Below are 14358 nucleotides of genomic sequence, written 5' to 3' on the forward strand. Positions count from 1 at the left end.
ACCTCTGGCGTTGGTCTCTAAGACGGCATCCCAACAAACCAAAAAAATGGGTGAAAAATCGCTACTTTAAGCGATATAGAGGAGTTGATTGGATGTTCATGTGTCAGGGAACTGGTAGAAAAGGCAAGGAAAAATCCGAAATCTTATACGACATCAGCAAAACCCCAATTGTCAGGCACATCAAAGTCAAAGGTCAGGCAAGTCCAGACGACCCTACCCTCCGGGAATACTGGCATAGTCGAAGCATCAAAAACGGGAAAAACCACTGGGCAAAAGGCTCAAAATACGAGCAAATAGCCAAATTCCAGGAATGGAAATGCCCGATATGTGGAGACAGCTTATTCAACGGAGAAGAAATAGAAACCCATCACATAGTACCCGTGAAAGATGGCGGCTCGGACGACACCGAGAATCTCATCCACTTGCACAAAGCGTGTCACAAACAGGTACACTCAAAACCCAAGTTAATGGCTGGAAGTAAGGCTTGAGCCGTGTGATTGGAAACAGTCACGCACGGTTCTTGGGGGAGGGGAGAGAGGCGACTCCCGAACCTTACCCGATAACTCGTCGTTGGTTCACAGGTAGGTCGATGACTAAAGCACTCCTAGCTGCTGCTTTAAGTCGCGAATTGCCGCGCTGGTATCAGGTTGATAGGCAATTGTCAAACATCGGGCGACGAGATCAGCTAGGTTCACCGCAGGGAAGTATTGGCTTTGGGAGTTTACCCGTTGCTATCCAGCAATGTCGTGATGATGGCAGCAATTAAATGTGCATCTCGTCGGTGTTTTGGCAAGGGAGATATGAGCAACACTTTTCCAGAACGATATTTAATTCGGGGAATGGAACCGTCGGCGATCGCACAATATCTGATACTCCTACAATATCTGATACTCCTGCCCGGTTGCCGGTAGCCTTACCACACTGCCCGCTGGCAATTTATTTCTGGTGGTTCAAAATCTTTCCGACGGTCAATTCGGGGACGAGAGGTCTATGATTAAACTACAGATCGGCGATATCCAGCTATGATCTAAGAAAAATATCGCTTTACCATCGGCTTCCATGAGTTACTGCATTAATCCCAATTGTCCCAAACCGAGCGATCCTTTAAATGCGAATAACCGAATTTGTCGTCAATGCGGTACGGAATTACTGATTGCCGGACGCTATCGGGTGACGAAGTTGCTGGGAGAGGGCGGTTTTGCCAAAACTTATGAAGTGGACGATCGCGGTTTTGCCAAAGTTTTAAAAGTGCTGCAACTAAAAGAACCCAAGGCGATCGCCCTGTTTAAACAAGAAGCCAATGTTTTACAAAAACTCAGACACCCAGGAATTCCCAGGGTTGAACCCCAAGGCTATTTTACCGTTAAGATGCGAGCCAGCAAAATGTCCATACATTGCTTGGTTATGCAAAAGATTTACGGTCAAAACTTAGAAGAATGGTTAGGCGATCGGGGCAACTACCCAATCACTCAAGAAGAAGCCATTGACTGGCTCAAACAAATGACCGATATTTTGCAAGAAGTTCACCGCTGGCAATTTTTCCATCGAGATATCAAACCCACCAATATCATGCTGCAACCCAATGGTCAATTAGCATTAATTGACTTTGGTTCAGTGCGCGAAGTCACCGGCACTTATTTAGCAAAAATGGGCGTGGGACATCGCGGAACGGTGATTGCTTCCAAAGGCTATGCGCCCCCAGAACAAGAAAATGGTCATCCCGTCCCCCAATCAGATTTTTTTGCTTTGGGACGGACTTTTGTGCATTTACTCACGGGTAAACATCCCCTGGAATTTTATGACCCCTGCACTGATACTTTGCAATGGCGAAATTCGGCTCCGAAAATTTCTCCATTCTTGGCAGATTTTATTGACTATCTGATTTCTCGCTTGCCCGGAAATCGGCCTCAAAACACCCATGTTATTCTCCAGCAATTAACAGAAATTGAAAAAAATATAACAGTCAAAAACAACTTTTTATTTTATTATCCTTTATTATATCAAGGTTTGCCAAAAGCAAAACCCTGGAAAAAACCGAACCTAAAATCTAAAAAATTGGCTGTTGCCACAGTTTTATTAATTGGTATAGTGGGCTACTTAGAAGTCAATATATATAAATATATCCGGGCTAATTTAACTGAAAATAATTCGACAGAATCGCCATTGTCAACATCACCGTTGCCGCATAAAAATGATAATAAATTTGAGACAATTCAACCTCCTCAGATGCCGGAAAAAAGTCTCACAGATAACCGGGAAGTTTCTCCGGTTAAAACTGCGCCTTTGGCTAGGGCAATGCTTAATGTCACGGCGGCAATATCGCCCCAAAAACCGGGTTCTGAATCTAATAAAAAACCAGCGATTGCCAAAAGTATTGCTTCAGCAATTACCCCCAATTTATCAGACAAAAATATTTCTTTATATAAAACCTTATCTGGACACGATCAAGATGTTCAATCGGTGGCAATTACCCCCGATGGCACAGAAATTGCCAGCGGCAGTTTTGACGGCACGATAAAAATTTGGAACCTGAAAACCGGCGAACTGATGCAAACGCTAACCGGACATTCTGATGCGGGGGAAATTGTTTCTTCCATTGCCATTAGTCCTGATGGTAAAATATTAGTCAGTAGCACTAATAGTTACGGAGGCAATATTAAAATTTGGGATTTATCCAGTGGCTTGTTATTAGCGACTTTAAACGCCCAACAAGTTGGGGTTTCTGTGGTGGCGATTAGCCCGGATAGCCAATTCTTAGCTAGTGGGGGGTATGATGGCACAATTCAACTTTGGAACTTGGCATTAGGCGAAGAAATTGGCACATTTTCGGGGCATTTGGGCCGGGTATTTTCCGTGGCGTTTAGTCCCAATGGTCAAGTCCTCGCCAGTGGGGCAGAAGATGGTTCCGTTCATCTATGGAATTTAAACCAAATTCAAGGAAAAGTTGGCTTTAATCTTCAGCCCGATCGCCGCTTATTGGGACATATTGGTATCGTGCATTCGGTTGTATTTAGTCCCGATAGTCAGCGGTTAGCCAGTGGCAGTGCGGATAAAACTATTAAACTTTGGCAAGTAGAAACCGGAGAAGCGATCGCCACTTTAGCTAGTCATTCTGGCAGTATGCTATCCGTTGCCATTAGTCCCAATGGGCAAATTTTAGCCGGTGGCAGCTTACTCGGTCGCATTAAATTGTGGAATCTTGATACTGGAGAAGTGATTGATACTTTATCGGCGCATTCCCGATGGGTGGAATCGGTAGTTTTTAGCCCCGATGGTCATATCCTTGCCAGTGGCAGCAGCGATCGCACCGTAAAAATTTGGGACTTAGAAAAATCTCCTCGTTCATCATTCCCCAACCGCTGAAATATCCACTAATTTTTTCTGATTCATATCCACCACATAATGTAAACCATAATAAGGATTTGACCAGCGATCGAATGCCAAATATTTCTCATCAGTCCAAGCTAGATTCGTAAAAGGACGCCAAGACAGAGGAATTCCTTGAATCTGATAAAATTTGCCCGTAGTCATATCTTCAATAAATATCTGTTCTTGGCAGCCCTTACCGTCAGACAAAGCTTGACAAATCGTAAACGCTTGATAAGTCTGTTCTGGATTCACCGTAATATTATCCCGTTCCTGGTTGGGTAATAAGGAAATTTCCACAATTTTTATCTCTTGTTGTATCTCTTGTTGTATCTCTTGTTGTATCTCTTGTTGTATCTCTTGTTGTATCTCTTGTTGTATCTCTTGTTGTATCTTTTGTTCTATCTTTTGTTCTATCTTTTGGGTCAGGGCTTCAAACCCTTGGCTACTCTGTACCGGAATCGCCGATAAGTCATTCGGGTTAATGCCCGGGGTCAACGTCGCCGAAGCCTCACTCCCATAGAGAACCAAGAGAAAACACCTGAACAACAACAACCCGCATAACCCCCAGGGGATAAATTCAATCCGGTGAAAAATTTGATCAAAGTCAACATGGTCTTGTCGGTGGAAAAATTTTAAATTCATCACAATTCACCAGCACATTCAGATCGATCGCATCCATTTTATCGATTCTGCCGCCGATCTTGATATTGAGCGATCGCTCTCGATCGGGTTCGCCTCTCAGCCACCCCGCTGACAGTGCTATCTTGACAGAACAACCGATCGCTCACCCTGAATTATCATCTGTATTATGAATGGACATATCCTGCTGGTAGAAAATGAAGTAAAGCTGGCTCAGTTCATTGAACTAGAACTAAAATATGAAAACTACCAAGTCACTGTAGCCCCAAATGGCATATCAGGACTGAAAGCCGCCCAAGAATTGAACCCGGATCTGGTGATTCTGGATTCCATGTTGTCGGGACTCTCAGGATTAGAACTGTGTCGCATTTTGCGAACCAACGGCAATATGGTGCCGGTAATTTTATTAACCCCTAAAGATGATGTACCCGCTCGCGTAGCGGGTTTAGATGCGGGGGCTGATGACTATATACTCAAACCCGTCAGCACAGAAGAACTCCTAGACCGAATTCGGACTTACCTCCGACGCACTCAAGAAGATGACCCAGACAGATTAACCTTTGCGGATCTGAATCTCAACCAACGAACTCGTGAAGTGTTTCGCGGCGGCAGATTAATCGAACTGACGGCCAAAGAGTTTGACCTGTTAGAATACCTCATTTCTCATCCCCGCGAAGTCCTCAGCCGGGAGCAAATTCTCGCAAATGTCTGGGGTTATGATTTTATGGGCGATTCTAATATTATTGAGGTCTATATTCGCTATTTGCGATTGAAACTAGAGGCCAAAAATGAAAAGCGTCTGATTCAAACCGTGCGGGGAATCGGCTATGTGTTGCGAGATTAGGTAAATCGGGATATTTTCGAGATATTTTCGGAATATTTTCGGGGTATTTTCGGCGGTTTATGACAGATCCGTGCTGATTTTTTTGCCCTAAAGTCTAGTTAAGCAAATAAATTTTACTCAGTTCTGGTTTTTTCCCAACCTTCAGGCTATCGATAGGAAAAATTATGGGAAAAAGCCGGTTTCTTTTTTTGGCTCTAATTTTTATAGCAGTTATTTAATATATGAGTTTTAAATCACTATCTATAAATATGCAAATATTTTCATATTCATAGTTTTTAAGAAATTTAAGCAGAAAAATAATCACCAAAATTTCTAAAAGTTAAATCTTTATAAAAATTCAGCAGTTCAGGTAATTTTTGCTGTTAGGCTACTAAATCAGGCAGAATCAAAAAATTGCTCCCCAAATCATTGCTCACCAAATCATTATCGGCCAAAGCAATCAGAGAAATTTTGGCTCGATCCTGTAGAAAGATGAAAGGGCGATTTCACCAAAATCTGTCAGATAGTTCCAGTAGTTTTTATTAATAGATTGTTCAGGAAGTTTATGGCACCAATAAATTCGCTTCCTAATTTTAAGTTACCTCCAGAACTGATCGATATTCTCCAATCCTGCCCCGGTTTTACCTTTGCCTCAAACGTCGAGGAACTGATCGACTTGGCGGTTCGGGATGCGGAGTTCAATATCTTAATGCCAGGTTATCACGAAGTAGCATACGAAGTTCCCAATCGGGGCAAAGTAGTTGAAGCGGTGGTATGCAAAGTTAAAAATGGTATCTGCGCTAACTATACCGAGCCCTATATGCGACGGCGCGATCCCGATTGTATGGTGATTGGTGACGACCAACCCACCAATAAAAAGACCTTTAATTCCCGGTATGGCTTTGATTTTGACACCCTGCGATCGCAGACTTTTGAATGGCTGAAAACCCAGGAACTGGCCTTATTTGTTTTCGTGGCTGGGGTTCAAGGCAAAGGACCGGAGATCGTAGTTGTGGCACCGGCCAATGCAGGCTTTTTTGCCTTTGGACTATCCTTGCTCCAAGGGATTCACGACCCAGCCAGCTTAGGCCCAGAATTTTCCCTGGGAGGGGTAATCTATGTGGCTCCGCCTTTCCGCCATACAGTCTTTGGCGGCAAACAAGTGGTGGTCCACAATCGTTGTCCTGGTTTACACGAAATATTTAGCTACAACCTCTATCCTGGGCCTAGTGCCAAAAAAGGGATTTACGGCATTCTGTTAACTTTGGGCGAACAAGAAAACTGGATTACCGCTCACGCTTCCACCGTCAGAGTCGTCACTCCCTACGATAATCACATCACCTTGATGCATGAAGGGGCAAGTGGCGGCGGTAAAAGCGAGATGCTGGAGCAAATTCACCGTCGGTTTGACGGTAGCCTGCTGCTGGGGAAAAATATCATCACTGGAGACGAGCGCACCTTAATCTTGCCCAGGGGCTGCGAACTGCATCCTGTCACCGATGACATGGCATTGTGCCATCCCAGTCTCCGTAGACCGGAAAATCAAGATAAACTGGCGGTGATGGATGCAGAAAATGCCTGGTTTGTTCGCCTGAACCATATCACTCGCTACGGCACAGACCCCGCCCTGGAAGAATTGACCATCCATCCCCCGCAACCCCTGCTATTCCTGAATATTGATGCGCCTCCCCATAGCACTGCCCTGATTTGGGATCATGTTGAGGACGCACCGGGTCAACCTTGCCCCAACCCCCGTGTGGTAATTCCACGAGCAATTATCCCGCAAGTGGTGAACCGCCCTGTAAGTGTGGATATTCGCAGCTTTGGGGTACGCACTCCTCCCTGTACTAAGGAATTGCCCACTTATGGAATTATCGGCCTACTGCATTTTCTGCCACCAGCCCTAGCTTGGCTGTGGCGACTGGTTGCTCCTCGCGGCTACGCCAACCCCAGTATTGTGCAAAAAGAGGGGATGACTTCTGAGGGGGTCGGTTCTTATTGGCCTTTTGCCACGGGTCGGCGAGTGATTCAAGCGAATTTAATTCTGCAACAAATTATTTCTACTCCTAAAGTGCGTTATGTTTTATGTCCCAATCAGCATATTGGGGCTTGGGAAGTGGGCTTTATGCCTCAGTGGATCGCACGGGAATATCTCGCTCGTCGTGGTGGCGCTCGAATTAGTCGAGAGCAAGCGGTGGCTTCTCGTTGTTCCCTGTTGGGCTATACTCTGCGATCGATGATTGTGGAAGGCCAAACTATTGGTAATTGGTTTTTTCGGGTCAATTTACAGCCGGAGGTCGGAGATGAAGCTTTCGATCGCGGTGCAGAAATTCTCAAGGAATTTTTTGACCAGCAAATTAAGCAGTTTCTCGAACCGGATCTTGACCCCGTAGGTCGAGAGATTATCGATTGCTGTTTATCGAATGGCACTCTGCAAGATTATGAACGCTTGATTCCTTATCCCGTGGTGGTGAACGAAAGTTAAAGATTCAGCGATCAGGAGCGGAGGAGCGGAGGAGCGGGGGAAAATAATTGATAATTGACAATTATCAATTGTCAATTATCAATTGTCAATTAGGGCGAAGCATTGGCCAATATAAATTTGGGCAGGGATGCAAATATTTTTGTGGCCAATGCTGTCGCCCCTACAAACCTCTGCCCCGAGAGCCCCTCATCCCCTCCTCCCCTCCTCATTCCCTCTGTGTTCTGCGATCGCAATTACTCTAGTTTTTCCAAAGTCTCCCGGACGTCAACTAGGTGGTTGTTAAACACTTCCAAAGCTGCATCGAGCACTTTAAAAATCGCCAAATCCCGGATTGAGTAAAACACCTGGTTGCCTTGCTTGCGAGCGATCACCAAGTTACTGCGACGCAACACCGTCAGTTGTTGAGAAACTGAAGATGCTTCTAACTCTAGATAGTGAGCAATATCATTGACGTTTTTTTCTCCTGTACGCAGGGTATCCAGAATTTGAATCCGGATCGGATTAGAAAGCACCTTGAAAAAATCTGCCTTAAAGTAACTTGCTGGAAAACGCATTTCAATATTTGAGGATGTTATTTTTTTATTTTTATCGGACTGCCGCACTCAGGTAATGCGGGGCTTTTTCTCGGAGAGAAGCCCCGACAAAATCCTAGATAGAGAGTAGCGACCTAAGTCCTACTGTATTTTCCAAGATTTGCCATCTACAGGAGAGGGCGGCGTTGCATTTCGGTATATATGTTATAGCTGTCAAGGCAGAAATTTCCTGCCGAAATGCGCGGGTCCCTACTCCCTGAACAAGATTAAACGAAAAAATCCCCCCGTGTGGTATTCAACTTTACTTCAAGGGCTGAATTGGCAAAAAGCTGAATTGGCAAAAGAAGATATTTTATAGGCGATCGCTTTTAGTCGCTTTTGATCGGAGATATTTCCCTCAGCCAAAGTCACGGATCTTGTTTTCTATTTTCTATTCCCTGTTTCCTTTTACATCTCTAATAAAAAATGCTATATTATAGTTAACCCAAATAAGGATATTGTGGCGGCTTCATTTTCAGCAAAATACTCCAGTAGTGACTGGCATACTCAGCGGTCATTTCCAAGTCTCGTAACTTATGGATTTTGCAGATTTTCACTAAATCATAACTCACTTGTATCGCTGGGATTAAATTAATCCATCCTAAAGATTTAAAATGTTGTAAAAATAAATGTATCGCCACTTTTAACTTTTGTTTATGGCGAAAATAAAGCCACCATTTCATTTGATGTTCAGCGATACTTTCTGGTAAACCTAAATGAGCTTCTGCTTCTAATAATTTATCCTTAACCTGATGATAAAACTGCATTTCTAAATCAAAATCACCGGCTTGATAAGCCAAATCAGCCGGATCCGCTAATTGATAAGCTTGACTAATTAAATTGCCAACAGTTTCGGCGGTTTTTGCGTCATAACCTAAACATTGATAAATTTCGGCGGCACTTTCTGCCAATTCAGTAAATTTTTCCGCATCATGTAGCCAATAAATTTGCGCTTGTAACTTTCCTAACTTCAAAGCCAGAGAATCATTCATGCCTGTTTAAACCCTTTGGTTAGCATTGACTTAGATAGATTATATCCCAAAGTAATCAACCAGAATTTTTTATCTTCTCATAGTTCCACTGCTTCTAGTCTGACGTTTCTAGGTTCACTGCCAATTAAATATTGAATTGATTGGAAATAATACCATTTACAAAAATTTAGGCAACAATAAGTATTTATATTGTAGGGTGGGCAAAAATCCACACACATCGGAGGATGCATAGGATAGAGGATAGAGGAAATAGGATAGAGGATGCTGATCAAATAGGAAAAAGTCCTCTCCCCTCTCTTTTCTCCCCTCTCTTTTCTCTCCTCTCTTTCCTCTCTTCATAGTAGCCCACCCTACGAATGTTAGGGGCTGTTGGATGAATTTTTGAAATTGGTATAAATATGCTAAAATAAAAATCAGCCACTTTTCTGAGTCTCTTGACTCCCCTCTCCCGAATTGGGAGATGGAACCGCGATCTTGAGGGATTTTGTCTCAGTCTAAAAAAAGGAAATTTAGCTATGTTTGGAATTGACGATGTTATTAATGCCATCCTAGCTGGGTCTAAGGGTGCCATACCTTTGGCGGTAAAGCAAGCTCAACGTCAAGAGTTATTTATTACAATACTAAAAAAATTTAATCTCGATCCAGAGCATCCCCCAGCCGACTTTACTGGGGTTTATCAATATGCTTTGGTCGAGTATGGGGCGAATCAATTAGGAATATTGAATCAGGAAGATTTGCGGTTGATTCTGGAACTATTTCGCCAAAAAGAAATAAAAGAAGCATTTCACCAGGCGTTTAATGGAGACAATCCAAGAATTTTTTTAAATCAAGTAGAAAAATATATTGAAGAATATGCCCTCGGAGATGAAATCCGCGATCGCCGCATAAATATTTTGCCCGAATTGGCTAAATTTAGCGATATTTTTATTGAGATTGTTAAACGCACTCGCAACCCCGCAGAAGTGCGACGCGATCAGACAATCGATCGCTTATACGCAGAGTTCAAAAGCGCGATCGCTCAACTTAACCAACGATTCGAGAGTCTGCATAGTTTACCACCAGGCGATCGCCCCGCATTTTCTAATAGCAATTTTACCCGGCAATTACATGATTGGTTTGAGGCTTTATATGATTTCGAGAGAGAAGATGTTTGGGAATCAGACTATTTTGAATGGATCATTCAAGTTCCCGCAAGGCGAAGATATGACCGAATTTTAGTTCGTGGCATTGAAGGAGAAGCAAATATTAATGATTTAAAAGCTTTAGAGGAATCCGTAGAAAAACATCAGACTGATGAAGGGTGGTTAGTGGCGCCGAGTCGGGTGAGTCAAGCGGTTAGAGATGCAGTAGAGGGCGATCGCCGTTTATTTTGCTATACCTTTGATGAATTGATTGATGAAGCCGTAAACTTTAGCGGTTATTTGAATTGGTTAGAAACTGAGGTTAAACGCCAAAAAATCGATACATTATATGTACCCCTTGCTTGTACTAAAGAAGAACTCGACCCAAAAACTCAGCAAAGTCTGGGAAAAAGTCGCTATGACCAACGCAATGGTTGGATAGATCGCTACATTAATACTTGGTTAAACGATTCTGCTAAAGAACATTTATCGATTTTAGGGGAATTTGGCACGGGCAAAACTTGGTTTGTTTTGCACTATGCGTGGCAAGCGGTGCAAAAATATCGGACAGCAAAAGCAGAAGGGAATAAACTGCCTCGTTTACCTTTGGTGATTCCTTTGCGAGACTATGCCAAAGCAGTATCAGTGGAATCGCTGTTTTCCGAATTTTTCTTTCGCCAACATGATGTAGGTTTGCCCAATTATAAAGCCTTTGAACAACTCAACCGTATGGGTAAATTGTTGTTAATTTTTGATGGCTTTGACGAAATGGCAGCCAAGGTCGATCGCCAGAAAATGATTAATAACTTTTGGGAATTGGCTAAAGTGGTGGTGCCCGGTTCCAAGGCTATTCTCACTTGTCGCACAGAACATTTTCCCGAAGCCAAAGAAGGGCGGGATTTACTCAATGCGGAACTGCAAGCCTCAACATCCAAATTAATCAGACAACCCCCACACTTTGAAGTGTTGGAGTTAGAAAAACTGAATAATGAGCAAATTAGAGAAGTGTTGTGCAAACGAGAAGCCAAGCCGGAAACTATCGCGAAAATTATGGCTAATCCTGAATTAGTGGACTTAGCCCGTCGTCCGGTCATGGTCAATTTAATTTTGTCAGCATTACCAGAGATTTCGTCAGGAAAGCCCATCGATTTAGCCAGAATTTATCTCTATGCGGTGCGGCGCAAAATGGAACGGGATATTAAAACTGAGCGCACCTTTACCTCAATGACGGATAAGCTTTATTTTCTTTGTGAGTTAGCTTGGGAAATGGTTTCTACTGACCAAATGAGCCTCAACTATCGCCTATTTCCCGACCGGATTCGCCGTTGTTTTGGTCCAGTGGTGCAGGAACAAAAAGATTTAGACCATTGGCATTATGACATGATGGGTCAAACCCTATTAATTCGCAATGCTGATGGTGACTATTCCCCAGCCCATCGTTCTTTATTAGAGTTTTTTGTTGCCTATAAATTCGCCGTGCAATTGGGGATATTAGCGCCGGACTTTGCCGAAGTCGCTACTATTTCATTTGCGGATAACTTGCGCGAAACCTTTGGCCAAGCCCCTCTGACTAAAGCCTTGCTGGATTTATTGCTGCCCATGCTAAATCTGGAGATCGCTAAACAGCGATTACTTGATTTAATTGCTGCCACTAAAGGCAAAACTGAAGCGGAAGTGGGTTATCTGGGGGGCAATGCGGCAACGGTATTGTTAAAAGTCGATCCAATAAGTCTGCAAAATCGCGATTTCAGCAATACGGTAATTTTAGGCGCTGATTTTACTCAAGCTAATTTACGCAATGTTAATTTTACCAATGCCAATCTCAAAGAATCTCTCTTTGCCAAGGCTTTCGATACTGCTTTATCGGTAGCTTTCAGTCCCGATGGCAAGTTCTTGGCCACGGGTCACGATAATGGAGAAGTTCGTCTCTGGCAAGGGTTGGACGGCGAGCAAATAGCCATCTATCGCGGCCATAGCAATTCGGTAAGTTCGGTGGCAATCAGTCCCGACGGCAACATTCTGGCCTCTGGCAGTGATGACCAAACCATAAAACTCTGGGATCTCCATAGCGGCGGCTGTCTGCAAACCTTGTTGGGACATAGCAATCCGGTAAAGTCGGTGGCAATCAGTCCCGACGGGAATATTTTGGCCTCTGGCAGTAATGACCAAACCATAAAACTCTGGGATATCGAGAATGGAGAATGTCTGAAAACTTTACAGGGGCATAGCAATTTGGTAAGGTCGGTGGCCATCAGTCCCGACGGGAAAACTCTGGCCTCGGGCAGTGATGACCATACGATTAAACTCTGGGATCTCCATAGTGGTGACTGCCTGCATACTTTGCAAGGGCATAGCGATTGGGTAAGGTCGGTGGCAATCAGTCCCGACGGGAATATTTTGGCCTCTGGCAGTAATGACAATACGATAAAAATCTGGGATCTTTATAGCGGCGACTGCCTGCAAACTTTGCGGGGACATAGCAATTGGGTATTTTCGGTGGCAATCAGTCCCAACGGGAATATTCTGGCCTCTGGCAGTGCTGACCAAAGCATAAAACTCTGGAATCTCCATAGCGGCCACTGTTTGCAAACTTTACCGGGGCATAGCAATTTAGTATGGTCGGTGGCAATCAGTCCCGACGGGAATATTTTGGCCTCGGGCAGCGATGACCAAAGCATAAAACTCTGGGATCTCCATAGCGGCGACTGCCTGCAAACTTTGCAGGGGCATAGCAATTTGGTATTGTCGGTGGCAATCGGTCCCGACGGGAAAACTCTGGCCTCTGGCAGTTCTGGTAAGACGATACAACTCTGGGATATCGATAGCGGCGACTGCCTGCAAACTTTACCGGGGCATAGCAATTCGGTATTTTCGGTGGCTTACACTCCCGACGGGAAAACCCTGGCCTCTGGCAGTTATGACAATAGGATCAAACTCTGGGATATCGATAGTGGCGACTGTCTTCAGACCTTTGAGGGACACGCCAATTGGGTATTCTCGGTGGCCTACGCTCCCGACGGTCAAACCCTGGCCTCTGGCAGTTATGACAATACGATCAAACTCTGGGATCTCCATAGCGGCCACTGCCTGCAAACTTTGCCGGGGCATAGCAGTTGGGTCAGGTCGGTGGCATTCAGTCCCGACGGCAATATTCTGGCCTCTGGCGGTTCTGACAATACGATAAAAATCTGGGATCTCCATACCGGCCAGTGTCTTCAGACCTTCCAGGGTCATAACAATTGGGTATTATCGGTGGCCTACGCTCCCGACGGCAAAACTCTGGCCTCTGGCAGTTCTGACCAAACCATAAAACTCTGGGATATCCACAGCGGTCACTGCCTGCAAACTTTGCCGGGGCATAGCCATTCAGTAAGGTCGGTGGTATTCAGCCCGGACGGGAATATTATGGCTTCTGGCAGTGATGACCAAACCATAAAACTCTGGGATATTCATAGCGGCGACTGTCTGCAAACCTTGCGGGGACATAGAAGCGTGGTATGGTCGGTGGCAATCAGTCCTGACGGGAAAAGCTTGGCCTCTGGCAGTTCTGACCAAACGATTAAGATTTGGGATTTGCAGTCCGGGGAATGTCTGAAAACCATTAGCAATAAACTCTATGCCGGGGCGAAGATTGCCGGAGTGACCGGGTTGACGGCAGCCGAGAAAGCGTCGTTGATTGCGTTGGGGGCGGTGGAGTAGGACAGAAACCGGGTTTCTGCGACAATTTTTGCAACTGAGCCCAAAATTAACTAAAGAAACCCGGTTTCTCTCACCCAAGCGACAATTTAGGCAAGCCCAAAATTAACTAAAGAAACCCGGGTTCTCGCAGGAAAGAAACCGGGTTTCTATGACAAGGTTGGTGCGGTGACAGAGATGCGATCGCTCGTACCCGGTTTCTGCCTAAAAATTGGTCAAAAGCAATAGTTAAATGGGGATATTTTATCGTCGCCCTTACTGCCCGGTTTGGCGATCGCGATCGGGGATATTTTCCAGTAATTTCAATATAGCAATTCTCATAGTTATGAAGTACAAAAAAACCTGTCATTCCCGCGCAGGCGGGAATCCAGAAAACCTCTGTACTTCCGAAGGGACAATAACCGCTATAAATAGCCAATCGGTGTAAAGATAGGCGATCGGTCTGTTGGCGTTCTGCTTCAGTCGGTTGCTGACTGTTTTTTTCCGGTTATATGTAAGTAGGTGAACATAATTAATTGCACTTTTCGTTTCCCGCCGATAGACTGTGGATTCCCGCCTTCGCGGGAATGACAGTTTTTCTTCTGATATGGCCTGTGGTGTATTTATTTCTGCCCACCTACTTATAATCAATTTATCGCCAGTATAGAAAGCTTGTCAATGA

General features: G+C 44.5%; 11 protein-coding genes. 7 read left to right on the forward strand and 4 right to left on the reverse strand.

Going from position 1 to position 14358, the window contains the following annotated elements; genetic code table 11:
• The 4 genes from AM228_RS21360 to AM228_RS21365 form a co-directional block, all read left to right on the forward strand.
• A partial coding sequence (locus tag AM228_RS21360; protein ID WP_197285357.1) for an HNH endonuclease occupies window positions 1–488 on the forward strand: 488 nt, incomplete at its 5' end.
• Between the two features lie 101 nt (window positions 489–589).
• Window positions 590–766, forward strand: coding sequence for a hypothetical protein (locus AM228_RS34420; RefSeq protein WP_190878737.1), 177 nt, complete (start codon window positions 590–592; stop codon window positions 764–766).
• A complete protein-coding gene (locus tag AM228_RS34425) occupies window positions 750–911 on the forward strand; it encodes a hypothetical protein (protein ID WP_190878735.1) in 162 nt (53 codons plus the stop codon). Before AM228_RS34420 ends, AM228_RS34425 begins: the two co-directional genes overlap by 17 nt.
• A 148-nt stretch (window positions 912–1059) precedes the next feature.
• Window positions 1060–3363 carry a serine/threonine-protein kinase gene (locus tag AM228_RS21365; protein WP_054468979.1) on the forward strand — a complete coding sequence of 768 codons (2304 nt, stop codon included), beginning with the start codon at window positions 1060–1062 and terminating at the stop codon, window positions 3361–3363.
• Here AM228_RS21365 and AM228_RS33230 read toward each other — a convergent pair.
• Window positions 3346–4011, reverse strand: coding sequence for a hypothetical protein (locus tag AM228_RS33230; RefSeq protein ID WP_054468980.1), 666 nt, complete (start codon window positions 4009–4011; stop codon window positions 3346–3348). The two genes, AM228_RS21365 and AM228_RS33230, sit on opposite strands and share 18 nt — an antisense overlap.
• 166 nt (window positions 4012–4177) lie before the next feature.
• Between AM228_RS33230 and AM228_RS21375 the strand changes: the two genes are divergently transcribed.
• Complete coding sequence (locus AM228_RS21375; RefSeq protein WP_054468981.1) at window positions 4178–4852, forward strand: response regulator transcription factor; 675 nt, start codon at window positions 4178–4180, stop codon at window positions 4850–4852.
• A 544-nt stretch (window positions 4853–5396) separates the two neighbouring features.
• Complete coding sequence (locus AM228_RS21380) at window positions 5397–7316, forward strand: DUF4914 family protein (RefSeq protein WP_054468982.1); 1920 nt, start codon at window positions 5397–5399, stop codon at window positions 7314–7316.
• Between the two features lie 233 nt (window positions 7317–7549).
• Here the strand turns inward: AM228_RS21380 and AM228_RS21385 are convergent, their stop codons facing one another.
• A complete protein-coding gene (locus AM228_RS21385; RefSeq protein ID WP_054468983.1) occupies window positions 7550–7870 on the reverse strand; it encodes a helix-turn-helix transcriptional regulator in 321 nt (106 codons plus the stop codon).
• A gap of 458 nt (window positions 7871–8328) precedes the next feature.
• Window positions 8329–8880 (reverse strand): hypothetical protein, encoded by a 552-nt coding sequence (locus AM228_RS21390; protein ID WP_054468984.1) that lies wholly within the window; start codon window positions 8878–8880, stop codon window positions 8329–8331.
• Window positions 8881–9395: 515 nt separating this feature from the next.
• Between AM228_RS21390 and AM228_RS21395 the strand changes: the two genes are divergently transcribed.
• Window positions 9396–13700, forward strand: a complete 4305-nt coding sequence (locus AM228_RS21395) for an NACHT domain-containing protein (protein WP_054468985.1) — start codon at window positions 9396–9398, stop codon at window positions 13698–13700.
• Between the two features lie 106 nt (window positions 13701–13806).
• Here AM228_RS21395 and AM228_RS33235 read toward each other — a convergent pair whose 3' ends face one another.
• Entirely contained in the window at window positions 13807–14046 is a 240-nt protein-coding gene (locus AM228_RS33235) for a hypothetical protein (protein ID WP_156331954.1), read from the reverse strand.
• Window positions 14047–14358: the final 312 nt, after the last annotated feature.

Source organism: Planktothricoides sp. SR001 (assembly GCF_001276715.1).
GTDB lineage: Bacteria > Cyanobacteriota > Cyanobacteriia > Cyanobacteriales > Laspinemataceae > Planktothricoides > Planktothricoides raciborskii.

Coding starts and splice junctions, on each gene's coding strand:
- AM228_RS33230 (WP_054468980.1), bottom strand. CDS start 4,011: ATGAATTTAAAATTTTTCCACCGACAAGACCATGTTGACTTTGATCAA.
- AM228_RS21365 (WP_054468979.1), top strand. CDS start 1,060: ATGAGTTACTGCATTAATCCCAATTGTCCCAAACCGAGCGATCCTTTA.
- AM228_RS21390 (WP_054468984.1), bottom strand. CDS start 8,880: ATGAATGATTCTCTGGCTTTGAAGTTAGGAAAGTTACAAGCGCAAATT.
- AM228_RS21380 (WP_054468982.1), top strand. CDS start 5,397: ATGGCACCAATAAATTCGCTTCCTAATTTTAAGTTACCTCCAGAACTG.
- AM228_RS34420 (WP_190878737.1), top strand. CDS start 590: ATGACTAAAGCACTCCTAGCTGCTGCTTTAAGTCGCGAATTGCCGCGC.
- AM228_RS21385 (WP_054468983.1), bottom strand. CDS start 7,870: ATGCGTTTTCCAGCAAGTTACTTTAAGGCAGATTTTTTCAAGGTGCTT.
- AM228_RS21395 (WP_054468985.1), top strand. CDS start 9,396: ATGTTTGGAATTGACGATGTTATTAATGCCATCCTAGCTGGGTCTAAG.
- AM228_RS34425 (WP_190878735.1), top strand. CDS start 750: ATGATGGCAGCAATTAAATGTGCATCTCGTCGGTGTTTTGGCAAGGGA.
- AM228_RS33235 (WP_156331954.1), bottom strand. CDS start 14,046: ATGACAGGTTTTTTTGTACTTCATAACTATGAGAATTGCTATATTGAA.
- AM228_RS21375 (WP_054468981.1), top strand. CDS start 4,178: ATGAATGGACATATCCTGCTGGTAGAAAATGAAGTAAAGCTGGCTCAG.